The organism is uncultured Desulfovibrio sp., assembly GCF_944324505.1.
Taxonomy (GTDB): Bacteria; Desulfobacterota; Desulfovibrionia; order Desulfovibrionales; family Desulfovibrionaceae; genus Desulfovibrio.
Map to the genome: position 1 here is coordinate 51,197 of NZ_CALUWO010000004.1, position 25,194 is coordinate 76,390.

Consider the following 25,194-nt stretch of genomic DNA (forward strand, 5'->3'; position numbering starts at 1 on the left):
TTCATAGGGAGACTTCTCCGCATGGCACGCCGGAACGGCCACGCCCGTCCGGCACCGCGGGCGGCCCGGCAATCCTCCTGCGGCCCTTTTCCCACAGGGCACGTGCGGGCGGCCTAACCGGCCGCCACCAGGGCGGCCCCCAGGGCGCCCACAATCTGGGGATCAGGGGGCACATTGACGGCCACGCCCAGTTCTTCCGCCAGCAGGCGGCTGAAGGCCGGGCTGATGGCCAGCCCCCCCGTAAAGGTACATTCCCCCCGCAGGGGAATGCGCGCCGCCAGTCCACGCATGCGACGCGCAATGGACAGAAAAACCCCTGCCGCAATATCTTCCGGCGCGGTGCCCTGGGCCAGCAGGCCGATGATTTCCGTTTCGGCAAAGACCGCGCACATGCTGGAAATGGGTACGGGCCTGCCCCGCTCGGCTGCGCGCCCCAGTGCCGGCAGATCCATGTCCAGAATGCCGGAAAGCACCTGCAAAAAACGCCCGGTACCGGCCGCGCATTTGTCATTCATGACAAAATCCTGCACGGCTCCCTCCTCCACTGCAATGACCTTGCTGTCCTGGCCGCCAATGTCCAGCACCACGCCCGTGGCCGGAAAGAGCCGGCAAGCGCCCCTGGCATGACAGGAAATCTCCGTCACCACCCGGTCCGCAAAGGGCAGGGAAATGCGCCCATAGCCCGTTCCCACCACGCGGGTCAGGCTGCTGCGGGACAGACCAGCCTGCTCGCAGGCAGCCTGCAACACGCTTTCGCCGGCTTCGCGCGCATTCCAGCCCGTGGGCAGCACGGCCCGCCCCAGCATCCTGCCGGCCCGGGCATCCCAGATAACGGCCTTGGCCGCCACAGACCCCACATCCACACCTGCTACTGCCATGCTCATGCCTCCCTGCACGGCGCTGCCGCGTCTGCTTCTGCCGGACGCATCTGATTTCCCGCGTCAAGCATATCCAGGATGGATGCCGTCAGGCGGGCATAGGCCGGGTCACCCCGGTCCCGGGGCCGGGCCAGGTCCACGGGAATGACGGCCCGCACCTCGCCGGGGCGCGCGGACATGACCACCACGCGGTCCGCCAGATACACGGCCTCATCCACGCCATGGGTCACAAAGAGGATGGTAGTCCGGTGCTTCTGCCAGATGCGCAGCAGCTCCCGTTGCAGAAGAATGCGCGTATGCGCGTCCAGCGCGCCAAAGGGTTCATCCATGAGCAGCACATCCGGCTCATTGGCCAGCGCGCGGGCAATGGCCACCCGCTGACGCATGCCGCCGGACAGCTCGTAGGGCATGGCCCGGCCAAAGGCGGCAAGACCCACCAGCTCCAGATAGTCACGCGCGGCCCTGCGGCGCTCCCCGCGTGATCTGCCGGCAAATTCCAGCCCCAGCGACACATTGTCCTCCACCGTGCGCCAGGGCAGCAGGGAATATTCCTGAAAGACCATGCCCACTTCACGGCGCGGCGCGCGCACCGGCTCGTTTCTGTAGAAAATGTGCCCGCTGCTGGCCGATTCCAGACCGGCCACCATGCGCAGAAAGGTGGACTTGCCGCAGCCGCTGGGTCCCACAATACAGATGAAGGCATTTTCCTCCACATCCAGGGACAGGTCCTTGAGCGCTGTCATCTGGCTGTCGCCCAGACGGAACGTCTTGCCCACATGGCGGGCGGAAATCACGATATTGTCCATGCTAGCCTACCGGGAAAGCTGTTTCCACGCATATTTGCGCCGTTCCACCCACTGAAAGCCCAGGTCCAGCAGCGCGCCCACCACGCTGATGCTGATCATGCCGGCAATGACCACATCCGTGCGGCCCACGGTGTAGGCATGGGTGATGAGATAGCCCACTCCCGAAAGGCTGCCGGGCAGCATTTCCGCCGAGACCAGACACATCCAGGCCACGCCAAGGCCGATGCGCAGGCCGTTGACAATGGAGGGCGCCGCGGCGGGCAGCAGAATCTTGAGGAAAATATCCTTTTCCGACGCTCCCAGCACCCGGGCGGAATCCACCAGAATGCGGCTGACGGTCTGCACGCCGTGCACAGAGCTGGTCAGGATGGGAAAAAGCGCGCCGATGAAGATAATGAACAGCATGGAAATCTTCAGATTATTGCAATAATAGTACAGCGCCGAGCGGGGCAACCCCATGACCGTGGCCAGACTGCTCACGCCGAACCAGGCCAAGACCAGCGGCACCCAGGCCAGGGGCGGAATGGGACGAAACATGCCCAGAAAAAGATTGAGCAGGCGGTGCAGGCCGGCGTAATAGCCCATGGCCACCCCCAGCGGCACCCCGATGAGCACCGCCGCTGCATACCCGCAAAGAACGCGCACCAGGCTGATGGCAATATTGCCCGCCAGCGTTCCCATGCCGATGACCGCCGTGAACGGATGCGCCAGCAGGGAGCCGATCTCTTCCAGGGTGGGAAGGATCAGGCTGTTGTTCACGGCATCGGCCATGCCTTCCCAAAAAATGAAAAACAGGACAGGCACCAGCGCCGGTGCCATCAGAAAGAAAATGCGTGTCCGCATGCGCAGCCCCGTCAGTTGAGGAAAGCCCCGCGGCAGGCGGCCCGGCCGCTGCCGCGGGGCAATACGTGTGCCCGATGGCTATTTGCCCTTGTCCAGGAAGGCGTCGTTGATCAGCTGGCCCCGGCACTGCTGCAACGTGCGCCCGGCCAGACTGCCGCTGAACTTGTGCATGCCGTCAAGAATGCGCAGATAGGTATCCGCACCACGCAGCCAGCTGTCCGTAAAGCTGTTCAGGAACACCAGCGTGGACTTGCTCCCGGCTTCCGGCGGCAGGCCGATCCACTGGGCGGCCATTTCGCCAGCCTGCCGGGGATGCGCATTGCACCATTCGCCCGCGCGGGAAATGAGCGCCACAAAGGCACGCACCACTTCGGGGTGCTTGTCGATCATGTCCTGCGAGGCCACGCCCACACAGCAGGGGAAATTGGCCCACTGCCCGGCCGGCGGCAGGTCGTTGAGCGCCACCAGCACCTTGCCCACGCCGCGCGTCTGGGCCACTTCGGGGAAGGGAGACGGCCCCACCACGGCTTCCACCTGGCCAGCCGTCAGGGCCGCCAGCAGATTGCTGGTTTCCTTCAGGTCCACCAGCAGCACATCGGCCTTGGTGTCCGCAGGATCAAGCGTCACCTTGAGACCGGCCTGCACCAGCGCGCCTTCCAGCACGATCTTGGGCGCACTGGTGGGAGAATGGAAACCGATCTTTACCGGCTCCTTGCTGTCGCGCACCCGCTTCAGCAGGTCATCCCAGCCCGTCAGCGTCGATGCGGAGGGCACCACCAGGGCCATGCCCTCGGTTTGCAGCGGGCAGACGATCTTCATGGGCGTTCCCTTGTCGATGCCGGCCATGATGGCCGTGATGGAGGCAATGCCCATGTCCAGATGTTTCTGGGCAAAGAGCGTGGCGGTTTCGGAACCGCTCTTGGCCACCACCAGGTCAAGAATGGCCAGGGGCTTGCCGTCCTTGACCAGCTCATAGCTTTCACGCTCCACCAGCGGCTTCAGATACACGCCCAGATCGCGAAAGGCTTCGCCCTGCGAGGCCGCCACCAGAAAGGGGGAATGATGCGTGGTGAAAATAAAGCCGGTCTTGAAAGCCGGCAGTTCGGCCGCCACGGCGCCGGCCGCGGCGAACAGGGTCAGGCACACAGCGGCCAGACCGCGAAAAAGGAAGGATCGTACCATAAGGCAACTCCCGCGTTTGATGGTATTCAGCGCGGCCGTCAGGCCGCGGCAACAGCGGAACCATTCCGCCGTCAGACACAAAAAAACCGCGCCAGACTGCGCGGTGTGTGGTGGGGAGCACCTGGTCGAAAAACGGAACCGTACCCGGCAAGGGCACGTCAGCAGACCGTCTGCGGCGACAAGGACATACAGCCCCACCACAGACAACGTCAGGTCAGACCCGAAAGGGGATGACAATGTTCCGGCAGCACATGACCTCCAGACAGCATATGCCAAAAGACTTCCCCCCAGCATACGGGGGGAAACCGGCAATGTAAAGCCCCCTGCGTCAGAAAGGCGGCTGCTCAGAGATGGCCGGAGAAATGACGGCGGGACCTACTCCTGCACGGCAGGTTCGCCGCTGTCCGGCAGACTGCCACTGCGGATGAAGCTGTCCACCAGACCGAAGACCAGATCATTGCCACAGAAGCGGCCGCCGGCAATGGCGGCCCGGAATCCGGGCAGGCCGGCCTCGAAACGGTGCAGCAGGTCCGGCGTCAGGGTACGCATGTCGGCCTGCATGCCGTAACCCAGGCGCTCGATGTACAGGGCATTGAAACGCTGTTCCACCATGGCCCTGAGCGGCAGGGTCAGAATGGGCTTGCCCAGATACAGGGCCTCGGTCATGAGGGTATGGCCGCCACCCTGGATGACATAGGCGCAGCCTTCCAGCAGGGCAAGGAATTCCTCCTCGCTCTTTTTCTTGAAAATGACATTGCCCTCGCGGCCCTCGGTGCGGTCATAGCCATAGACATAGCAGGTGCGCCCTGTGGACTGGAGCAGAAAGTCGATGAGACGGCGATGGGTGGAATTGCTCTGATACACCAGCACATGCCCGTCATCGCGCGGTTGCAGGTCCAGGACCCGCTGGCGCAGAATGGGCGGCACCACCCGGGCATGATAGCGCGGCAGCACGGGCGGCTGATAGAAGGACACCACAAGATTGTGCGCCGTGGGACGGAAGAGATAGCGCGGTGTCAGCCCCTGCAGAAAGGTGTCCCACCACATGTCCGGGGGCAGGTGGTGGCGGCAGCAGGTGATGACATGCTGATGATCCAGGGTAAGGCAGGGCAGGCCGGCCCGTTCTGCGGCGCGCGGCACAAAATATTCCAGGTCCGTCATGCAGACGTCGGGCTTGAACTGGTCAATGATGCGCAGCACTTCCCGTATATAGCGCTCCCGGTGCCAGAGCAGCGGCACAGCCCGCCGCACGGTGGCCCCCAGGTCCACCTGATAGTTGCGAAAGACCGTGCCCAGATTGGGAATGCGCCGGACAGGAAATTCCGGCTCCAGCACACGCGGGGCATCATCATTGGCCACAAAGAGAAATTCATGTCTGCCGAGGCGGCGGGCAATGGTCAGCCCGCGCATGGCGTGGCCGTGCCCCGTACCGTGAATGCCATAAAGAATCCGGGCCATAGTTCCTCCTGCATTGCCGCGGCCAGTCCCGCCCCGCAGGCAAACGGCGCCGGCAGACCAGCGGCAGAGCGCCGCTCCGGGCACCGTTCCGGCATGCGGGCAGGCCGCCGCCCGCGCCGGCACAGGGCATGCGCGCTGACCCTAGCAGCGGCATCAGGCGTCGTCAACAGCGGGCGCCACCGTGGCAGACCGTCTGCGCTTCGCCGGGAGGCTTCTTGTCATGCCGGCGGAAAAAGCCTAGAGTTCTTCCTCTTTTCACTCCATCCAGCGAGGCATGCATGGATATTGTGCGGTATGTACATGCGGCAGACCTGCACCTGGATACCCCCTTTCAGGGACTGTCCCGCGAGCTGGTCCGGGAGGGGCAGCTCTCCCGCCTCATGCAGGACGCCACCTTCACCGCTCTGGATCGCCTTTTCCGCCTCTGCGAGGAAGAACGGCCGGACTTTCTGGTGCTGGCAGGCGACATCTACAATCAGGAACAGTACAGCGTCAGGGCGCAGCTTGCCCTGCGCGACGGCTGCGCCCGCCTCCAGGCCTCCGGCATCCGGGTTTTTGTGGCCCACGGCAATCACGACCCCCTGTCCTCGCGCCTGTCCGCCGTGGACTGGCCTGCCAATGTGACCATTTTCGGCCCGGAGCCGGAACATCACCTGCTGGAAAAAAACGGCCTGCCCCTGGCGGTGGTGCATGGCATCAGCCATGCCCGCGACAAGGAAAGCCGCAATCTCGCCCGCCTTTTCCGGCGGGATGCCGGACAGGACTGCTTCCAGCTGGGCGTCCTGCACTGCACACTGGACAATCTGGCCAAGAGCGACCGGTACGCCCCCTGCTCGCTGGAGGATCTGCGCCAGAGCGGCCTGGATGCCTGGGCGCTGGGGCACATCCACCAGCGCACCCTGTGGGAGGAAATGCCCTTTCTGGCCTATGCCGGCAATACGCAGGGCCTGCACATCAGAGAAACCGGACCGCGCGGCTGCCTTCTGGTCACGGCCCGCGCCCAGGACGACGGCTGGCGCTGCTCGGCGCAATTCCATGCCCTGGCCCCGGTACAGTGGGAACAGCTCACCCTGGATGTGGACGGCACCCAACGCCTGGACGAGGTGGACAAACGCCTGGGCAGCCTGCTGGAAACCACGGCCGGCGGGCTGGACCCCGCCTGCGAGGCCCTGCTGGTGCGCGTTGTCCTGACCGGACGAACCCCGCTGGACAGCGAGCTGCGGGACCCCGCCACCCTGACGGACCTGCAGGAACGCATGGGCTATCTGGCCTCTGCCTCGCCGCGGGTCTGGGTCAAGGACCTGCTGCCGGAAACCCGCCCCCTGGCCGATCATGACGAATACCTGCGGCGCGAAGACCTGCTGGGCGAAACCCTGCGCCTGGCCCAGCGTCTGCGGCAGGAGCCGCAGCGACTGCGCGAGGTGGGGCATGCCGCCCTGACGCCCCTTTTCGGACACAACCGCCTGCGCCATGTGCTCAGCCAGCCGGACGAGGCCGAAACCCTCCGGCTGCTGGAGGAAGCCGAGCGCCTGTGCATGGATCTGCTGGAGGAACGCTGATGTTCATACGCGCCTTTCATATGGACGGCTTCGGCATCTTTTCCCATGTGCAGGTCGATGACCTGCCGCCCGGACTGAGCATCTTTCTGGGCGAAAACGAGGCCGGCAAGTCCACCTGCCTGGAATTTCTGCGCACCACCCTGGCGGGCTATCCCGATCCCCGCAGCCGCGAGGCCCGGCGCATTCCGCCTGTCCTGCACGGCGGACGCCCCGGCGGAACCCTTTGCCTGGAGGACCCTGCCCTGGGCACCATCCACCTCACCCGGCGCCCCGGACAGGGGGGCGGCCTGCTGACCCTGGCTGACAACGCGGGCAATCCCCTGGACAGCAGCGTGCTGCAACAGCTGCTGTTCGGCATCAATCGCGATGTCTACCGTAATGTCTTCGGCTTCAGCCTGTATGAACTCCAGACCTTTGACAGCCTTACCGGAGACGGCGTGCGCAATGCCCTTTACGGCGCCAGCTTCGGCACGGGGCTGCGCTCGCCCGTGGAAGCCCTCAAGACGCTGGAAAGCCGCCGGGATGCCCTGTTCAAGCCCAGCGCCAGTAAGCCCCCCCTCAACAGCGAACTGTCCAGCCTGGAAAAGCTGCGCGCCACCCTGCGGGCCGCCCGGGACGAGGCTGCCACCTATGACGAGCTGGCCAGCCGCTGCCGCCAGTGCCGGGCAAACCTGGATGCCCTGCGCCAGCGGCGTACCGCCCTGGAGGACCAGCGCCGGCAGACCCAGCGCCGCCTTGACGTCTGGCAGCAGTGGGACGAATGGCGCAAGACCGGCCAGCGCCTGCGCAGCTTTCCCGTGATCAGCCCCACCTTTCCCGAAGACGGACCGGCGCGTCTGGCCCGTGCGCAGGAGGCGCGGCAGGCCTGTGAACGCAGCCTGGCGGCCCATGAGGAAAAGCGGAACAGCCTCCGCCAGCGCCGCCAGGCCCTTGTGCCCCATGCGGCGCTGCTGGAAGCGCTGCCCGCCCTGCGCTCCCTGGCCGAACGCAAGAGCAGCTACCGGCAGGCGCTGTCCTCCCTGCCCCGCCTGCGGGACGAGCGGACGCGCCTGGCCGCCGATCTTGCCCGCGAGCTGGAACGCCTTGGCCCGCACTGGGACTGTGAGCGCATCCGCCGCACGGACAGGGGCGTCTTTGCCGACAAGAATCTGGAACGCCTGGCCGACGAGCTGCACACAGCCCGCACGGCCCATACCACCGCCCTGGATGCCCTGGACAAGGCCCATGCCGATGTGGACCTCTGGCAGCGCGAGGTGGCCACCGCCGCCGCCACGCTGGAGCAGCTGCCGCAGGACGAGGCCGAACTGGACGAGGCGGAGCGCGACCGTCTGCGCCAGACGCTGGCCCTGCTGGAAGAAGGCCGCCAGCGCCTCCCGGGACGGGAACGGGCCGTGCAGCAGGCCCGCCAGACCTTCACCCGGGCCGAAGAGCGGCTGGGCATGGGCAGCGGCAATGCCCCGCAACGCCTGGACCGCCTGCTGGACCAGCGCGACGAGGCCCTGAAGCTGGCCCGCCACGTGCGGGAGACCCAGCACGCGGCACAGGAAGCCCGGCAGGAAACGGATCAGGTTCTGCACAGCATGCAGACCCTGCAAGGCCGCCTGGACCGGCTGCGCGAGGAAGAACGGGCCATTGCCGGACCCTCCCGCGAAGCCCTGGATGCCCGCGCCGCTGCCCTGCGCTCCCTGCGCTCCCTGACCGCCTCCCTGACCACAGAGCAGGAGCGCCTCCGGGAACTGCGGGACCGCCTGGAGGCGGAAAAGGACCCCGCCCCGGTGAAGAACATGGCCCTCATGATGCTGGGCATCCTGTTCATCCTGCTGGGACTGGGCATGCTGGGCGGGCGCTGGTACTGGGGCCTGGAAAGTCTCCCGCTGCCTCATGGCCTGTCCCTGCCCATGACCCTGTGGTCCGGCTATCTGGTGCTGTTCTGCGGCGTCATGGCCCTGGGCGGGGGTCTGCCCCGCCGCAACGGGCCGGAAGCCCGCCGTCTGCGGCAGGAGCGCCGTCAGCTGGAAAGCCGCTGTCAGGACTGCGACCGGCACGTGGCCGACCTGGAAAAACGCGCCGGACAGCTTTGCCGTGATGCCGGGGTGGACAGCATGGACCCCGATACCCTGGAAACCGTGGAAGTGCTGCTGGAACGCAAGCGCGAACTGTGCTTCACGCGGGAACGCAGCCGCCGGGATGCCGACAGCCTGCGACAGGAGCTGGACCAGCTGCGCAGCCGTTACGAGGCCCTGCACCAGAAGGCGCAGGAACAGGAGCGGGAAGCCCGGCGCGCGCCGCTGCGCTGGCAGGAATGCCTGACCATGCTGGGGGTGCGCCAGGTGCCCACACCGGACAATGCGGAAAACTTCTTTACCCGGGTGGAGGCCGCCCGCACCACCTGGGACATGGTGGAAAATGCCGAGGCGGAACTGGCTGCCCTCAAGGCGGAACTGGCCCATCATGAAGCCCGGCTGCGCGCCATCCCCGCCGTGGCCCGGCGCGCCGGCGACTCGGCCGGTGCCGATGCCCTGCTGGACGCGGGGCGCCAGGCCCTGGATGCCTGCCGGGATGCCGACGCCCTGCGCGAACAGCGCATACGTGCCGCAACCGCCCTGCGCCAGCAGGAAAGCGGGCGGGATCGCGCCCGTCAGCAGCAGGCGCAGGCCGCCTCCCAGCTGGATGCTGCCCGGGAACGACTGGAAAGCGCACAGGCCGGCTGGGCCGCCTGTCTGGAAGGCCTGGGACTGGGCACTGATCTTGATCCGGAAACCGTGCGCAAGGCCCTGCACTGCATGGAGACCTGCCTGTCGCTGGAAAGCCGGCTGGACCGTGCCGACGCCACCCTGCGCCAGACCGGGCAGGATGTGGACGCCCTGCGCCTTCCCCTGCGGGACCTGCTGATCAGCCTGGGACGCCCCCTGCCCGACCAGGACGGCAACGCAGAAGCGGACTGGACGGAAGCCCTGGATGACGCCCTGACGGCGGCAGAAGAGGCTGCTGCCCTGCAGGCGGACTGCCGCCGGCTGGACAGCCTGCTGGCCGAAGAGGACGACGAATGCAGGGCCGCACGGGCGGCGCTGGACGAAGCCCGCCACGACGAACAGGCCCTGCTGGATATGGCCGGAACCCGTGATGCGGACGACTTCCTCCGGATGGCTGCCGTTCTGGAAGAGCGGCGGGCCACCGAGCGCCTGCACCAGAGCTACGGGGAAAATCTGCGCCTGGCCGCCGGGCAGACGCCGCTGGACGACTTTCTGGCCTCCTTTGCACGCGATGACCACGACGAGCAGGCCCGGCACTGCGATGTCCTGTCTGCCGAGCTGGAACGGCTGCAGGAGGAAGAGCAGCAGCTGTCCGCCCAGGTGGCCGATCTTTCCGTGCGCGTGCGGCATCTGGCCTCGGCGGATGACCTGGCCCGCCTGCGCCAGCAGGAAGCCACACAACGGGAAAGCATGCGCCAGCTGGCCATGCAGTGGTCGCGCCTGGCGCTGGCCCGGGAACTGCTGCTGACGGCCAAGCAGACCTTTGAACGGGAACGCCAGCCGCAGGTCATTCGCCTGGCGTCGGAGATTTTCGCTGCCATTACCGGCGGAACCTGGCGCGGCATCACGGCCTCGCTGGACGATACCAGCCTGCGCATCCTGCCCCTGAACGGCGAAGCGCTGCCCCCCGAGGCCCTGAGCCGCGGCACACAGGAACAGGCCTATCTGTCCCTGCGACTGGCCTATATTCTCAATCACGCCGAACGGGCCACGCCCCTGCCCGTCATCATGGATGACGTACTGGTAAACTTTGACCCCCAGCGGGCCAGCCGCACGGCCCAGACCTTTGTGAACCTGACCACCGGACGCCATGGCCGGGCGCATCAGCTGCTCTATTTTACCTGCCACCCGCACATGGCGGACCTGCTGCGCCAGCAGCAGCCCGACTGTGCGCTGTTCCGCGTGGCCGGCGGCAGCATCAGCCGGCAATAAATGCAGACCTCCCTCTAAAAATCCAAAAACTATAGTGATGAAGAGATGGCAAGGCTGAGCATGCCCTCAGCCTTGTTGCTCTGCATTTACCTCACAGCAGCACAAAGCTTTTGCCGTCGATAACTCCGCCATCAATCGCGGCAACGGTCTTCATCGGTTTCCAGAGTAATGGCAATAGCCTTGAGCCAATCTTCTCCCGCAACTTTCTCACGCGTCAATGCCGACGTGATCGTGTTCCGAGTACTGATGTCCCGTGGCGAGGGGAACCGCACGTACAGCGATATCTCCTGAAGATCAGCAGGACACGCGCGATCCATCAGATTATACGTTGCAAGGTCGAGGGATACCCCTCTCACATCAAGTAAACGTCGTACTTCGGCAAGATGCCGACACATTTCCCGGCCGCCCACATCATGAGGCGGGGGAGCTGGCAGATGATGGGCCACACGCCACCTCTGCTGCCGCCAGTGTGGCATATCGCCCGACAACGAAATATCCACGAGGCTGCGCTCCCGGATGGCAAAACGGGCATCCAGAGCCTCAAGACAGGCCAGCACTTCGTCAGCGGCGGATCCCTCAACGCCCTTCATGACAAGCCATAGTCTGACATCCTCCCTGCCCCACGTACGCAGCGTCTCCAAAAACGTCGCCAGAGGCAGCGCATCCGCTGTTTCCGGCCAGTTTACGCGCAGCTGCTTTCGCGATGGATCATATCCAACGGATATTTTTACACCGTCAAAACCAGATCGTACGCCAATACGGAGTTTTTCCAGGGAATTTGCCCCCTCCAGGAAAATGTTCTTGCCTGTCATGGCTGAAAGCCGCCGTATGCGCTCCGCTGTCTGAAATCTGTCCAGCTGCGCCACCGAGGCCTCACCATAACGGATTAACGCCTCTCTGGGATCACGCTGTACGAGCGATTCGGGGCTGCCGCAGCCAGATTCCAGAAAGGCAAGGATGTCGGCTACACGATCATTAGTAATATATTCCCTGGAAATGGACCTCAGACGACTGACCGTTTCCGGTTCTTCACGACGAAATACGTCAGAAAACCAAATCACCATGGGAATGGAAAAGATATCATGGCGTAACTCCTTGCTAGAATCATGGAATGACTCCCAGGTCGGACTTTCACCATGATCACTGACATACACCAAGGCTATCTTTTCATCTTTCGGCAGGCGGGAGACAAGTGTACGCAAAAAACTATCCGTAAAGGCAATACTTTTATCGTAGGCATTGATCTTTGCCTGTTTTTCCCGGCCGACATCTCCCCACAAACTGCCAGAAAGGCCTCCCAAATCCGGCTCAAAGCCGTCAGGATAACGCTTGCTGTAGTCCGTATGACTACCCATTAAATGGCAGATAATGAATCTTCCTGGAGCATTACGGCTATTCACCGCCTGCACAACATGGGACAACAGCGCATCATCCAGTCCCAGATCAGATTCCTTCTCCCCCATGAAGAAGCAATGCTCTGCCTCCTCCGCCAGCGTTGAAATGGTGCTAACATGCAGGCCCCGCCGCTCCTGATTGGATATCCACCACGTATCATAGCCCTTTGCCTGCATACGGTTAATAATAGTGGGGGCATTGCGCATATCTCCTGCGCGATACTGATGCAGCTCGCTCAGCATGAGAGGAACGGTCTGTGCTGTATAGCTGTGCGCAGAAAAAGCTCTCTGGAACAGGATAGCCTCTCCACGATCCACACACTCCTCAAGCCACGGCGTTGTCTGGCGGTAATACCCGTAGGCACTCATGTGTGCCGTTGTCGCCGATTCACCAATTACCAACAGGATGGTCATGTTTCGGGATTCAACTCCTGACTTTCGCTGCAGAACGGGGCGACTTTTAATATATTTTCCCTGAGAAAGACAACTGCGGGCCATTTCCACAATGGCATAAGGTCGGCCATTACCTGACACAAAGACAAACACCGCCATAGAAAGCAGTATAACAGAAAGAAAAGGCGTAAGATAACGAAAACGAGGGAGAATTTGTCCATACTTTTTCCATAACCGTGCCGGGATAAAAAACGGCAAGAGAACAATGAGCAAAAACAGCAACGTATATAATATGCCACGCGTTCCAATATATATATAAAAATTCTCTCGCGCTTCTCTCATATTTGTATAAAATATCCCAGCAAACTGATCTATACCAAACTTTCCATGGAGAGATACATACCCACACAGAAAGCCTGAGCAAACACATACAACAGTAAACAGCGCAACAATTACTACATATACATACAATATATATTTCTTGCTAAAAAATATAGAACAAAACAGAACAATAGATAAGAGTAAAGACTGCACAAGAAGAACAAGTTCAACTGGCGGAGCAACAATACAAATTGTTTCAACAGCATACCATATAATAAACATACTTATAGCAGATGCAAACAACGGTGAAAAACCAGCAACAAAAAATATTATTATCCATACAAGCGTACTTACTAAAACAATCATATATATCTCCATCACAAATTACGCACGCAGAGCCAGCACCATAGGTTGCCGCCTAACGCACGACGTGGGGCACGCCAGCTGAGGGTATTACCGTCGCCCCTCCACGGTAATCAGCTCTTAGCATAAGAATCTACCCCAAAATATTCTGGCAGACAACGGAAAAGCAGCTCTAAAATAATTTTGAAATTCACTTTCATTTTCATTGACACCCGCCTGCATTTTGTCTAGGCTCTGAACCGTCAATTCACCGCAACCACGGAGCATCGCATGTATCCCAGCTCTTCCCACAACGCGCTTGCCATTCGTGAAAGCGCCAACAATCTGCACATCGCCGTTGCCGAAACCTTTGCCATGCCGCAGGCCCGTGCCATTGTGGATCTGCTGCGCAGCCGTCATGCCCGCTGCAACCGTTTCTTCATTGATGTCCGCCAGGTCACCCGCCTGGAAGATGATGCCGTCAGCGCCCTGCGCGACGCACTGCCTGCCAGCCCGGTGGGCATGCAGCGCATTGCCTTCAAGGGCAGCCAGGGATTCCACCTTGCCGTCAACGGCAACAGGGTGCTCATCGTTCCCGAACATGCCAAGCATACATGCACGGGCAATTGCCCCAACTGCACCTGCGGACACAAAAAAGCCCGTGCCCGCTCCCGTAATATGGCCCGGGCAGCCGCCGTGGAGAACCGGGGGGATATCTCCACGACGACTGCCCGCTGATCCGGCATTTTCCCCAGGAAACTGCCTCACCTCTACGTCAGGAACGAAAGGAGAATGGTATGAAACGCATCATGACGCTGGTTCTGGCGGCGGGACTGTTTGTTGCCGCCAACACCGGTGCACAGGCCATTGACTTCAAGGCCTCCGGCGAATGGCTGATGGGCTTCGGCGCCGGCGACGGCAGCCTTATCAAGGATGTGGACAATACGAAAAGCCATACGAATGACACCTTCAGCGCCGCACAGCGTATCCGCCTGCAACTGGATGCCGTGGCCTCTGAAGCCCTGTCCGGCACGGTCTTCTTTGAAATCGGGGACCAGATATGGGGCCAGCAGGAAAGCGGCGGCGCCCTGGGGGCCGATTCCACCAGCACCATCAAGGTCAAGAATGCCTATCTTGACTGGATGGTGCCCCAAACGGACCTGCGCTTCCGCATGGGCCTCCAGGCCATTGCCCTGCCCAACGTGGCCGGCGGTTCCGCCATCATGGATGGCGACGCCGCCGCCGTGGTGGCCAATTACCGGTTCAATGACAATGTGGGCCTGACTGCCCTGTGGATGCGCCCGCTCAACGACAATTACGCCGGCAGACAGCACGGCAGCACGGAAAACTACCGGCAGAACTATCTGGACAATATGGACCTCTTTGCCCTCATGCTGCCCCTGACATTCGACGGCGTGGAGCTGACCCCCTGGGTCATGTACGGCATGCAGGGCAAGAACGCGCGCTTCAACGAACACGGCGTGGAAACGGCCGACGGCGCCCTGAATGTCACCCTGCCCGGCTATTACCCCGCTTTCAGCGATCTCAGCCTGGGCCGTACCGGCAAGGCCTACGGCTCCCTGTTCTGGGCGGGCCTGCCCGTGGCCATCACGGCCTTTGATCCCCTGAATATCGAGCTGGACATCAACTACGGCTATGTGGAAGCCATGGGCCGCTTTGACGTGCTCAAGCGCGGCGTGGACCCGGTGCGGGGCAGCTCCCAACGGCAGGGCTGGCTTGTCAAGGCCCTGGTGGAATACAAGATGGACTGGGGTACGCCCGGCATTTTCGGCTGGTACGCCTCTGGCGATGACGGCAATGTCAAGAACGGCTCCGAACGTCTGCCCTCCGTTGCTGGTTCCGGCAACTTCACCTCCTTCATGGGAGACGGCAACCTGGGCTGGGGCACGGGCTACAATTTCTATGACAACAATCTGACCTATGCCGGCACCTGGGGCATCGGCCTGCAACTTGCCGACATGAGCTTTGTGGAAAATCTCAAGCACACCTTCCGCGTGGCCTACTGGGGCGGCACCAACAGCCCGTCCATGGTCAAGTACATGGATTCCGCCGTGGCCTGGAATGACACCACGGCCGCACAGGACGGTCCCTACCTGACCACCAATGACGGCCTGCTGGAATTCAACCTCGTCAACAGCTACCAGATTTACGAAAATCTGGAAGCCAATCTGGAACTGGGCTATATCGTCAACATGATGGACAAGGATACCTGGGACAAGAGCTATTACAACAGCAACTGGTCCAAGCAGGATGCCTGGAAAGCCCAGCTCATCCTGGCCTATACCTTCTGATACTGCCGCATGCTCCTCTGCGGAGCACCGTCCGGGCGGCGCATGGCCCCATGCCACCGCCCGCCACGCCGGCACCCGGACGGCCGGCGCCGGAACAGCCCCTCTCCTCTCACGGCCGGCATCGCCGTTTCTCCTTCTGCGGCGACAACGGCCAAACAAAGAAACGGGACCCCCGGCGGGGGTCCCGTTTCGTCACGCTGCGCAACGGGCAGACATCAGGCGTCTTCCGTATCGCGCACCACTTCCAGAATATGGGGCAGCTTGCGGATATCCTCGATGAGCTTGTACAGCTGGCTGGCGTCCTTGACTTCCACGGTGACACGCACCTCGGAGCGGCCGTCCACCAGGCTCACGGCATTGAGGGTTCTGATATTGATGTCCTCACCGGCCAGGGTGCGGGTGACATCGGCCAGCACCCCCCGCTCGTTCTGGGCCAGAATGAAGATGCCCGCCTCATAGGGCTTCTGCTGCTCTTCCGCGCCGTCCCAGTGAACGGAAATGAGGCGTTCCGGCTCCATGTTGGCCACGTTGGGGCAGTCGGCGCGATGCACGGTCACGCCCATGCCGCGGCTGATGTAGCCGATGATGGGATCGCCCGGCACGGGATTGCAGCACTTGGCAAAGCGCATGAGCACGCCGTCCACGCCGGAAATGCCCACGCCCTCGCTCTTGCGCTTGGCGGTTTCCTTGCTTTCCTTGATGCTGGGCGTGGCCGGCTGCTCGGACGTGGCGGCATCGGGATGCATGACCGCATAGAGCCTGTTGAGCACCCGGCGCGGCGTGATGTGGGCATAGCCCACGGCAGCGGTCAGCTCATCGGCATTTTCAAAATTCATGTCCTGCGCCACAATGGCCAGGTGCCCGTCCTTGGTGGCCCGGCTGACATTGAGGTTCATCTTGCGGCCTTCCTTTTCCAGCATGTCGCGGCCCAGGGTAATGGCGTGGGCGCGCTCTTCCGTGCGCAGGTAACGCTGGATGCGGGTACGGGCGCGGGCCGTCTTGACCATCTTGAGCCAGTCCCGATTGGGATTGCGCGCCGGATCGGTGATGATTTCCACCGTATCCCCGTTCTTGAGCGGCGTTCCCAGCGGCATAAGACGGCCGTTGATCTTGGCCCCGGCGCAGTGCTGTCCCACCTTGGTGTGAATGAGGAAGGCAAAGTCCAGCGGCGTGGCCCCTTCCGGCAGTTCCTTGACCTGCCCGGCGGGCGTGTAGACATAGACCTCGTCCTTGAACAGGTCCAGCTTGAGGGAGTGCATGAATTCCCGCGAGTCCGCCTCGTCCCCCTGGCGCTCGAAGATTTCCCGCAGCCAGGAGAACTGCTCCAGATCGCGCGGATTGACCCGCCCCTTTTCCTTGTACAGCCAGTGGGCCGCCACGCCGTGCTCGGCCTGCCGGTGCATTTCCTCGGTGCGTATCTGGATTTCGATGCGTTCGCCGTCCGGCCCGATGACCGTGGTGTGCAGGCTCTGGTAGCCGTTGGACTTGGGCATGGAAATATAGTCCTTGAAGCGCCCGTGCACCGGCTTCCACTGCGAATGCACCAGCCCCAGCACGCCGTAGCAGTCCCGGATGTCCTTGACCAGCACGCGGAAGGCCATGATATCGTGCATTTCATCCAGGGTAAGATTCTGGGACTGCATCTTTTTCCAGATGCTATACTTGTGCTTGATGCGGCCGTAGACCTGGCCCTTCACGCCATTGGAGGCCAGGAGGTCCTGGATCAGCCCCACCACCTTTTCGATGATCCGCTTTTCCACCACCTGATGCTTTTCCAGCCAGTGGTCTATCTGATTGTAGATATCCGGCTGAAGGTACTTGAAGCTCAGGTCTTCCAGGTCCCGCTTGAGCAGATACAGGCCCAGACGGTTGGCCAGCGGCGCGTAGATGTCCATGGTTTCCTGAGCGATGCGCCGCTGCTTGTAGGACTTCTGAAAGTCCAGCGTGCGCATATTGTGCAGGCGGTCGGCCAGCTTGACCATGAGCACCCGGATGTCATGGCTCATGGCCAGAATCATCTTGCGGATGTTTTCGGCCTGCGCCTCTTCCTTGTTCTCAAAGCGGATAAGGCTGATCTTGGTCACGCCGTCCACAATGTCGGCCACTTCTTCGCCGAAATTGTCGTCGATTTCCTCGATGGTGGCCTTGGTGTCCTCCACCGTGTCATGCAGCAGGCCCGCGGCCACCGTCGGCTCGTCAAAGCCCATGTCGGCCAGGGTATAGGCCACCGCCAGCGGATGGGAAAGATAGGGTTCTCCCGACAGGCGCGTCTGCCCGGCATGGGCCGTGGCCGCATAGACGTAGGCCCGCTGAATCAGTTCCAGATTGGCGTCGCTGTTGTTGGCCGCAACCTTGTCGAGAATTTCCTGAATACGGATCATGACCGCCTCATGAAGGGTAGGACGTTGTGGCGCCGCAAGGCCGGCAGGCACGGCATGCGCCCGGGGACATTGTTTGACTGTCCGTCAAGAAGCGGTGCTTGTCAACGGCAGGAGCGCGTCACCCCGCGGGGCAAGCCCCCTTCCGTGCCCGCCTGCCGCCCGTAATGCCGTGCCGCCGGGCAAAACCATCGGGGAAGGCACAGAGAACGCCGAAAGAACACGGCCCCGGCCTGCACCGGCAGCGAAACCATGAGACGGCTTTCCGCACGGCTCCCCCCGAAACCGGGGGGATCTGTTCTTGCACGGGAATGTCCGCTGCCTGAGCAGGGCTAGGGCACAAGATGGTAGCGCTGCAGGGCGCGCGGCACCCACCAGTCCTCGAAATTGTACAGAATGCCAGCCAGCGCGGGCCGTATGCCCCGGAAGCGCTTCTGCACCACAGGCAGGGAATAGGGCACATAGAGGAAGCAATAGGGCTGATCGTCGGCAAGCACTTCCTGCACGCGCCAGTAGAGGCGCTTGCGCACCTCCTGATCCGGGGTGGAGCGCGCCTCTTCCAGCAGGCGGTCCAGCTCGGGATTCTTGTAGCGGGTGAAGTTCAGGCCGCCTTCCACGGCCTGCGAGCTGTGCCAGACCTGGTAGATATCCGGGTCCGACGTGATGGTCCAGCCCAGCATGACGGCATCAAAGCGTCCCTTGTTCACGAATTCGCGGATAAAGGCGGCCCACTCCACTGTGCGTATTTCCACCCGTATGCCCACGTCACGCAGCTGACTCTGGATGACCGTGGCCGCAAGGATGCGCTCCTCATTGCCCTGATTGGTCAGGATGGTAAAGGCAAGGGGCCTGCCGTCCCTGTCCACAATGCCGTCGCCGTCCGTATCCGCAAAGCCGGCATCACGCAGCAGCTGCCGTGCCTGGTCCACATGGCGTTCCGGCGCCCTGAGCGTGGGATGATAGGCCCAGGTCCCGGGCTTGTACGGTCCGAAGGCCGGCTCGCCCTCGCCCAGCAGCACGCCCTTCACGATATCGCGCCGGCTGATGGCCAGGGAAATGGCCTGCCGCACCCGCCGGTCGGCAAAGAAGGGATGCTCCATATTGAAGCCCAGAAAGACATAGACTCCGCCCAGGTAGCGGTATTTGTTGAACTGCTCCGTCCATTCCGGGCCGGAAGTCTGGCGCAGATACTGCTGCGGGGAAAGATTCATGACATCCAGCCGGCCGGCGCGCGTTTCCAGAAACATGGTGGCCATGTCCGGGATGATGCGGTAGACCACCTCGTCAATGTGCGGACGCCCCAGAAAATAGGTGGGCGACGCCTCCAGCGTGATGCGGGAACCGGACTCCCAGCTTTTGAGCCGGTACGGGCCGGCACCCACGGGCCGGCGGGCAAAGGACGTGTTGCGGATATTCTGCCCCTCCAGAATGTGCCGGGGCAGAATGGGATTCATCCAGCTGAAGATGCCGCGGGCAAAGAACTGATCGTACTGCACCTCAAAGGTATAGCGGTCAATGACCCGGAAGGAACTGACGCGCAGGAAATCGTCGGCATAGGGGCTGGCCGTGGCCGGATCGCAGACGAGCTTCCAGGTAAAGGCCACGTCCTCGGCCGTCAGTTCCTCGCCGTCCTCCCAGCGAATGCCCTTGCGCAGGGTAAAGCGATAGCGCCGTCCGTCATCCGCCACGCTGTAGCTCTCCGCCGCCCAGGGTTCCGGCTCCAGATTCTTGTTCAGACGCAGGGGCGCCACATAGAGCAGATCCGCCACCTCGTGCGAGGCCGAGTCTGACGTGAGATAAGGAATAAGGTTGGATGCCTCGCCGATGCTGCCGAAAAAGATGCGGTCCCCATCCACGGGCGTTTCCACCGTCTTTCCCGCAGGCTGGTCAGACGCACCGGCTCCCGCCGGCCCACACAGCCCTGCACCGCACAGCAGCAGCACCAGCAGTCCCCGGCAGAGCCACCAGCGCAGGCTCAGGCGGGCGCGTGCCAGCCGTTTTTGATAACCATTGTACATAGCTTCCAATCTTCTGTTGCCTTTATGGTTTGTTTTGGGCTATTGTTGCCAAATGTTGCCCGCTTTTCCCCGATTACACACGGGCTGGAGAATCCATGAGCCGATCCGAACAAGCTGTCATCACGGAGATGTGTGAAACCTTCCTGCATGACGTCGTTCCCGAATACATCCGTGACACCGCCTACCCTATCGTGTCCGAGGGCGGTGTGCAAAAAATAAATATTCAGGAAGGCGAAACCTGGGAAGTGCAGGGCATCATTCAGGGAGAGGACCTGCAGGTCTACACGCCCAGCCTCACCTTTACCATCACCGACCGCAGCACGCGCCATCAGTGCAACTGCTCCGACGCCTTTTCCGGCGTGTGCCGCCACGTGGCGGCCCTGACCATGCGCCTGCTGGAAGAGCTGCGCAAGGAACAGGGGGGATCCTCTCCCCTGCCCGTGCCCGCCTCGGACTGGAAGGAGAGCTTCCGCTCCTTCTTCTCGGCCGATATGGAGCCGGAACCGGGCAAGCACTATCTCATCTTCCGCTTTGAACCGGAACCGGGCCGTCTGCTGGTTTCCTTCTTCCGGGGGCGGCAGAACAAGTCCGGCCTGTCCAGTGTGCACAACGAAGTCACCCTGGAACAGATCATCAACAATCCCAGCTGGTGCGAATTTTCGCCGCAGCTGCCGCTGGTGGCCAAGCAGATCGGCCAGCATCTGGATTACTACGGGCACCGGGTGGAAATCCCCAACGGGCTGACCTCGTGGTTCTTCTGGGCGGTGCGCCGGGAATACTACCTGCTCTGGAAGGATACGGACAAGCCCTGCCGCATCGAAAGCACACCCTTTGCCCTCAAGCTCAAGCCCAATCTGGACGATGCGGGCTTCTGCTTTGACGTGCTGCTCAAGCGCGAGGGCCGCCCCCCCCTGCCCATCGTGAACCGCGATGGCGAGGTGCCGGACGAAACCAGCCCCGAAGCCGCGCCCATCACCTTTCACGGGCAGATGCCGCTCTGGGTCTGCTACCAGCACAATTTCTACCCCGTGCAGACCGGGCTGGCCCCGGCGCTGGTGCGCCGCCTCATCTACGAGCGCCCCGTGGTGCCGCACGAGGAAATTTCCGAATTCCTGGACCGGGTGTGGACGCGCCTGCCGGCCTCGGAACTCTACGAGCCGCAGCAGTTCCTGCGCCAGATGGAGCCGGTCTTCCAGCCTGCCAGCTACAATCCCAAGCTCTTCCTTGACGAGGAAGGCAGCCTGCTCACCCTGGAAATCGACAATATCTACGAAACCAAGCACGGCGAATTTACCCTGAGTGGTCCCAACCCCGACTTCCAGACCGGCAGCTATACCTACGAGGGGCATACCTATCTGGTGCGCCGCCATCAGGAAGAGGAAGCCCAGCTCATGAGCGATCTGGCGGCCATGGACTTTCAGGCCCGCTCCAACCGCCTCTGGTTCCTGGAGCCGGAAGAGGCCATTTCCTTCCTGCTGGACTCCTACCCCAAGCTGGTGGACTATTACCGCGTCTATGGCGAAAAGGCCCTTTCCCGCTACAAGGTGCGCACGGCCAAGAGCACCATCACCGCCGAGGTGGTGAGCAACGAAAAGGAAAAGTGGTTTTCGCTGGACATTTCCGTGGACTACGAGGGCCAGTCCCTGCCCCTGGAAAAGATATGGAAGGCCTGGACGCGCGGCAAGCGCTATGTGCAGCTCAAGGACGGGTCCTATACCAGCCTGCCGCAGGAATGGCTGGAAAAGATTGCCCACAAGCTCACGGCGCTGGGTCTTGACCCCAGCAAACCGCCGCAGACCCGCTTCAAGCAGTTTGAGGCCCCGGTGCTGGACAGCCTGCTGGAAGACCTGCCCGGCGCGCATACGGACTCCTTCTGGAACAGCCTGCGCGAAAAGATACGCTCCTTCCGCGAGGTAAAGGCCGTGCCGGCTCCAGAAAAGTTGCAGGCCACCCTGCGTTCCTACCAGCTGCAAGGTCTGGCCTATCTCAATTTCCTGTCAGAATACGGCTTTGGCGGCATTCTGGCTGACGAAATGGGCCTGGGCAAAACCGTGCAGACCCTGGCCTTCATCGAACACATGGTGGAGCATCACTATCATGGTCCCAACCTCATCGTGGTGCCCACCTCCGTGCTGCCCAACTGGGAACGCGAAGCGGAAAAATTCGTGCCGCACCTGCGGCGTCTGACCATCTACGGCACACGCCGCGAGGGCATGTTCAAGCATATCGCAAACTCGGACCTCATCATCACCACCTATGCCCTGCTGCGCCGGGACCTGGAGGAGATGGAAAAGCACGAATTCAATACCGTCATTCTTGACGAGGCCCAGAACATCAAGAATCCCAATACCATCACGGCCCGCGCCGTGCGGCGCATCAATGCGCGCATGCGGCTCTGCCTGTCCGGCACGCCCATTGAAAACAATCTCTTTGAACTCTGGAGCCTGTTCGAATTCCTCATGCCGGGCTTTCTGGGATCGCAGCACGCCTTCCAGCGCGGCATCGTCAAGCCCATCAAGGACGGCGATGCGGAAACCCTGGAATATCTGCGCACCCGCGTGCGTCCCTTCATTCTGCGCCGCACCAAGGCCGAAGTGGCCAAGGACCTGCCCCCCAAGGTGGAAAGCGTCACCTGCTGCGCCCTGGAAGAGGCCCAGGCCGAACTCTACGCCGCGCTGGCCCGCAAGCTGCGTGCCCAGGTGCTGGCCGACGTGGACGAAAAGGGCCTGGCCAAGAGCCAGATGTCCATTCTGGATGCCCTGCTCAAGCTGCGGCAGATCTGCTGCCACCCGCGCCTGCTCAAGCTGGATATGCCGGGCTTTTCCAACAATCTGCCCTCCGGCAAGTTCGATGCCTTCAAGGACATGATCCAGGAAATCGTGGAAGGCGGGCACAAGGTGCTGGTCTTCTCGCAGTTCGTGCAGATGCTGCACATCATCCGTCAGTGGCTGGAATTCACGCAGCTGCCCTTCTGCTATCTGGACGGCGCCAGCAAGGACCGCTTCGAGCAGGTGGACAGATTCAACAACAGTCCGGACATTCCCATCTTCCTCATCTCCCTCAAGGCCGGCGGCACGGGTCTCAACCTCACCAGCGCCGACTATGTCATCCACTATGACCCGTGGTGGAACCCGGCGGTGGAAAGCCAGGCCACGGACCGTACCCACCGCATCGGCCAGACCCGTCAGGTCTTCTCCTACAAGCTCATCTGCCAGAATACGGTGGAAGAAAAAATCCTCAAATTGCAGGAGGCCAAACGCGGCGTGGCCGAGGCCATCATCCCCGGTCAGGATACCTGGAAATCCCTTACCCGCGAAGACCTGGAAATGCTGTTCGAGGTCTAGGCATTCTGCATTTACTTACCAATAACAATGCGGTAGATAAGGGCAATCCTTATCTACCGCATTGTTATTTTTGGTAGGCAGAAAGTTCTACACCTCTCTTTTCTATCAAGGAATAATATATGGAAATCAATGAATTACATATTGGAACAAAAATATCTGGCGATACTCTTGCCGATATTTTTAAATGTAGTAAACAAGGTGGTATGCGTCGCTCCCTCACAACAAATACTCTTGTTCTTATTTCGAGCAGAATAAAATCACTTTATAAAGATGAATGGCAGGGCGATATACTGCATTATACAGGCATGGGGCAGAAAGGAAATCAAGATATTTCCCGCCAAAATAAAACTCTTGCCGAATCAAATTCTAACGGTGTCACTATTCACCTTTTTGAAATGTTTACGCAGGGCGTTTATACCTATGCTGGTATCATGAAACTTGCTGGCGAGCCATACCGTAGCATACAAAAAGATGTCAGTGGCGCAGATAGGCAAGTCTATATATTTCCTCTAAAACGCCTTTCAACATAGCCTTTCAAAGAAGAAAAATAATAATGTGGCCTGCTTTTCCCCTACCAGGGAATGATGTATTATCGCCTCACCACTTCCCGTATAACGCAGGTTCTTATTTTGTTGCCTTCCTTTTAGGGGGCGACTCCGGTTATATTTCGTCATAATATTAACGGTAACACCATGAAATCCTTTCTCAAACTGCAATCTGTGGAAGAGGTGCTGGCCCATATCCAGCGCTTTTCCCCGCTGTCTGCGGAAACCATTGCCCTTGACCAGGCCCTGGGACGGCACCTTGCCGTCCCCTTCACGGCCCCGCACGACCTGCCCGGCTTTGACCGCTCCACGGTGGACGGTTATGCCGTCAGGGCGCGGGATGTCTTTGGTGCGGGGGAATCCTCTCCGGCTCTGCTGGAATACGCGGGCGACTGCCGCATGGGCGAAGCCTGCTCCCTGGTGCTGGGCGAAGGGCAGGCGGCCCGCATCCTCACGGGCGGCATGCTGCCCGCCGGAGCGGACGCGGTGGTCATGGTGGAATATTCCCGTCAGGCCGGCGGCACCCTGCTGGAACTGACCCGCAGCGTGGCCCCCGGCGAAAATATGCTGCACCATGACGAGGATGCCGCAGCCGGCCAGGTCTGCCTGCCGCAGGGACGCCGGCTGACCCCGCAGGACCTGGGCCTGCTGGCTGCCTTCGGACAGACGCAGGTCACGGTGCATGTGCAGCCCCGCATAGCCATTCTCTCCACGGGGGATGAAATCGTTCCCTTTGACACGACGCCGGCCCCGGGCCAGATACGCGATGTCAATGCCCACAGCATCGCGGCCCTGTGCCGCGCCTGCGGCGCCTGCGTCACGCTGGCCGGTCTGGTGGGCGATGATGCCCCCGCCCTGCGCTGCACCGTGGGGACGCTCATGGCCAGCCATCATGCGGTGGTCATTTCCGGCGGTTCCTCGGCCGGCATGCGGGATCATACGGTGGAGGTCTTCACCAGCCAGCCCGACAGCGAACTGCTCTGCCACGGGGTGGCACTCAGCCCCGGCAAGCCCTTCATTCTGGCCCGATCCGGCAACGTGGCACTCATGGGTCTGCCCGGACATACCGGCAGCGCGCTTATTTGCGCCCGCGTCTTCCTGCGGCCCCTGCTGGCCCGCCTGCAGGGCCGGACGGCACCGGCGCAGGCCGCTCCCGGCGTGCTGGCCCGCCTGGGGCGCCCCCTGGCCTCGGCCCAGGGCAGGCGCGACTACATTCGCGTGCGGCTGGAGGCCCTGCCGGAGGAAGAGCAGTCCCCCGTACCGGGCCTGCCACCCCTGCGCTGGCGGGCCATGCCCCTTGCTGTCCCGTCGGGCTGCATCTCCGGCCTGACCCGGGCACAGGGCCTGGTGGTCTGCCCGGAAAACCGCGAAGGTCTGTATGCGGATGAAATTGTTTCCGTGGAGCTGCTGGACGACAGCCTGTAGTCCCGCCGGCCACGCCCTTTTTCCCTTGTTT

Annotated in this window: 15 protein-coding genes; 7 read left to right on the plus strand and 8 right to left on the minus strand. The window is 61.8% G+C overall.

From position 1 onward, the window contains the following. Positions 1–113: 113 nt before the first annotated feature. The 5 genes from Q0J57_RS06000 to Q0J57_RS06020 form a co-directional block, all read right to left on the minus strand. A complete protein-coding gene (locus Q0J57_RS06000) occupies positions 114–878 on the minus strand; it encodes an acyl-CoA dehydratase activase (RefSeq protein ID WP_297218274.1) in 765 nt (254 codons plus the stop codon). Between the two features lie 2 nt (positions 879–880). Then, positions 881–1,684: an ABC transporter ATP-binding protein gene (locus Q0J57_RS06005; RefSeq protein ID WP_297218276.1), complete on the minus strand. Its 804-nt coding sequence runs from the start codon at positions 1,682–1,684 to the stop codon at positions 881–883. Positions 1,685–1,690: 6 nt separating this feature from the next. Next, positions 1,691–2,527, minus strand: a complete 837-nt coding sequence (locus Q0J57_RS06010; RefSeq protein ID WP_297218279.1) for an ABC transporter permease — start codon at positions 2,525–2,527, stop codon at positions 1,691–1,693. Positions 2,528–2,605: 78 nt separating this feature from the next. Next, complete coding sequence (locus tag Q0J57_RS06015) at positions 2,606–3,709, minus strand: ABC transporter substrate-binding protein (protein ID WP_297218281.1); 1,104 nt, start codon at positions 3,707–3,709, stop codon at positions 2,606–2,608. A 375-nt stretch (positions 3,710–4,084) separates the two neighbouring features. Further along, a complete protein-coding gene (locus Q0J57_RS06020; RefSeq protein ID WP_297218283.1) occupies positions 4,085–5,167 on the minus strand; it encodes a glycosyltransferase family protein in 1,083 nt (360 codons plus the stop codon). A 278-nt stretch (positions 5,168–5,445) separates the two neighbouring features. Between Q0J57_RS06020 and Q0J57_RS06025 the strand changes: the two genes are divergently transcribed. Together Q0J57_RS06025 and Q0J57_RS06030 are read left to right on the plus strand one after the other, a co-directional pair. Continuing rightward, a complete protein-coding gene (locus Q0J57_RS06025) occupies positions 5,446–6,726 on the plus strand; it encodes a DNA repair exonuclease (protein ID WP_297218285.1) in 1,281 nt (426 codons plus the stop codon). Further along, positions 6,726–10,691 (plus strand): AAA family ATPase, encoded by a 3,966-nt coding sequence (locus tag Q0J57_RS06030; RefSeq protein ID WP_297218287.1) that lies wholly within the window; start codon positions 6,726–6,728, stop codon positions 10,689–10,691. Before Q0J57_RS06025 ends, Q0J57_RS06030 begins: the two co-directional genes overlap by 1 nt. A 131-nt stretch (positions 10,692–10,822) precedes the next feature. Here Q0J57_RS06030 and Q0J57_RS06035 read toward each other — a convergent pair whose 3' ends face one another. Further along, positions 10,823–13,165: a phosphoethanolamine transferase gene (locus Q0J57_RS06035; RefSeq protein ID WP_297218289.1), complete on the minus strand. Its 2,343-nt coding sequence runs from the start codon at positions 13,163–13,165 to the stop codon at positions 10,823–10,825. Positions 13,166–13,432: 267 nt separating this feature from the next. Between Q0J57_RS06035 and Q0J57_RS06040 the strand changes: the two genes are divergently transcribed. Next, a complete protein-coding gene (locus Q0J57_RS06040) occupies positions 13,433–13,879 on the plus strand; it encodes a squalene cyclase (RefSeq protein ID WP_297218291.1) in 447 nt (148 codons plus the stop codon). 59 nt (positions 13,880–13,938) lie between these two features. Further along, positions 13,939–15,453, plus strand: a complete 1,515-nt coding sequence (locus tag Q0J57_RS06045) for an outer membrane homotrimeric porin (RefSeq protein ID WP_297218293.1) — start codon at positions 13,939–13,941, stop codon at positions 15,451–15,453. A gap of 215 nt (positions 15,454–15,668) precedes the next feature. Here the strand turns inward: Q0J57_RS06045 and Q0J57_RS06050 are convergent, their stop codons facing one another. Together Q0J57_RS06050 and Q0J57_RS06055 are read right to left on the minus strand one after the other, a co-directional pair. Beyond that, positions 15,669–17,834: a bifunctional (p)ppGpp synthetase/guanosine-3',5'-bis(diphosphate) 3'-pyrophosphohydrolase gene (locus Q0J57_RS06050; protein WP_297218295.1), complete on the minus strand. Its 2,166-nt coding sequence runs from the start codon at positions 17,832–17,834 to the stop codon at positions 15,669–15,671. Positions 17,835–18,163: 329 nt separating this feature from the next. Beyond that, complete coding sequence (locus Q0J57_RS06055; protein ID WP_297218297.1) at positions 18,164–19,849, minus strand: peptide-binding protein; 1,686 nt, start codon at positions 19,847–19,849, stop codon at positions 18,164–18,166. Positions 19,850–19,944: 95 nt separating this feature from the next. Between Q0J57_RS06055 and Q0J57_RS06060 the strand changes: the two genes are divergently transcribed. The 3 genes from Q0J57_RS06060 (at position 19,945) to glp (ending at position 25,163) form a co-directional block, all read left to right on the plus strand. Then, the gene (locus Q0J57_RS06060) at positions 19,945–23,193 is read left to right on the plus strand and encodes a DEAD/DEAH box helicase (protein WP_297218299.1); all 3,249 of its coding nucleotides are present in this window, start codon (positions 19,945–19,947) and stop codon (positions 23,191–23,193) included. Positions 23,194–23,312: 119 nt separating this feature from the next. Continuing rightward, positions 23,313–23,723: a hypothetical protein gene (locus Q0J57_RS06065; RefSeq protein ID WP_297218301.1), complete on the plus strand. Its 411-nt coding sequence runs from the start codon at positions 23,313–23,315 to the stop codon at positions 23,721–23,723. Between the two features lie 162 nt (positions 23,724–23,885). Beyond that, the gene (gene glp, locus Q0J57_RS06070) at positions 23,886–25,163 is read left to right on the plus strand and encodes a gephyrin-like molybdotransferase Glp (RefSeq protein WP_297218303.1); all 1,278 of its coding nucleotides are present in this window, start codon (positions 23,886–23,888) and stop codon (positions 25,161–25,163) included. The last annotated feature ends 31 nt before the right edge of the window (positions 25,164–25,194 follow it).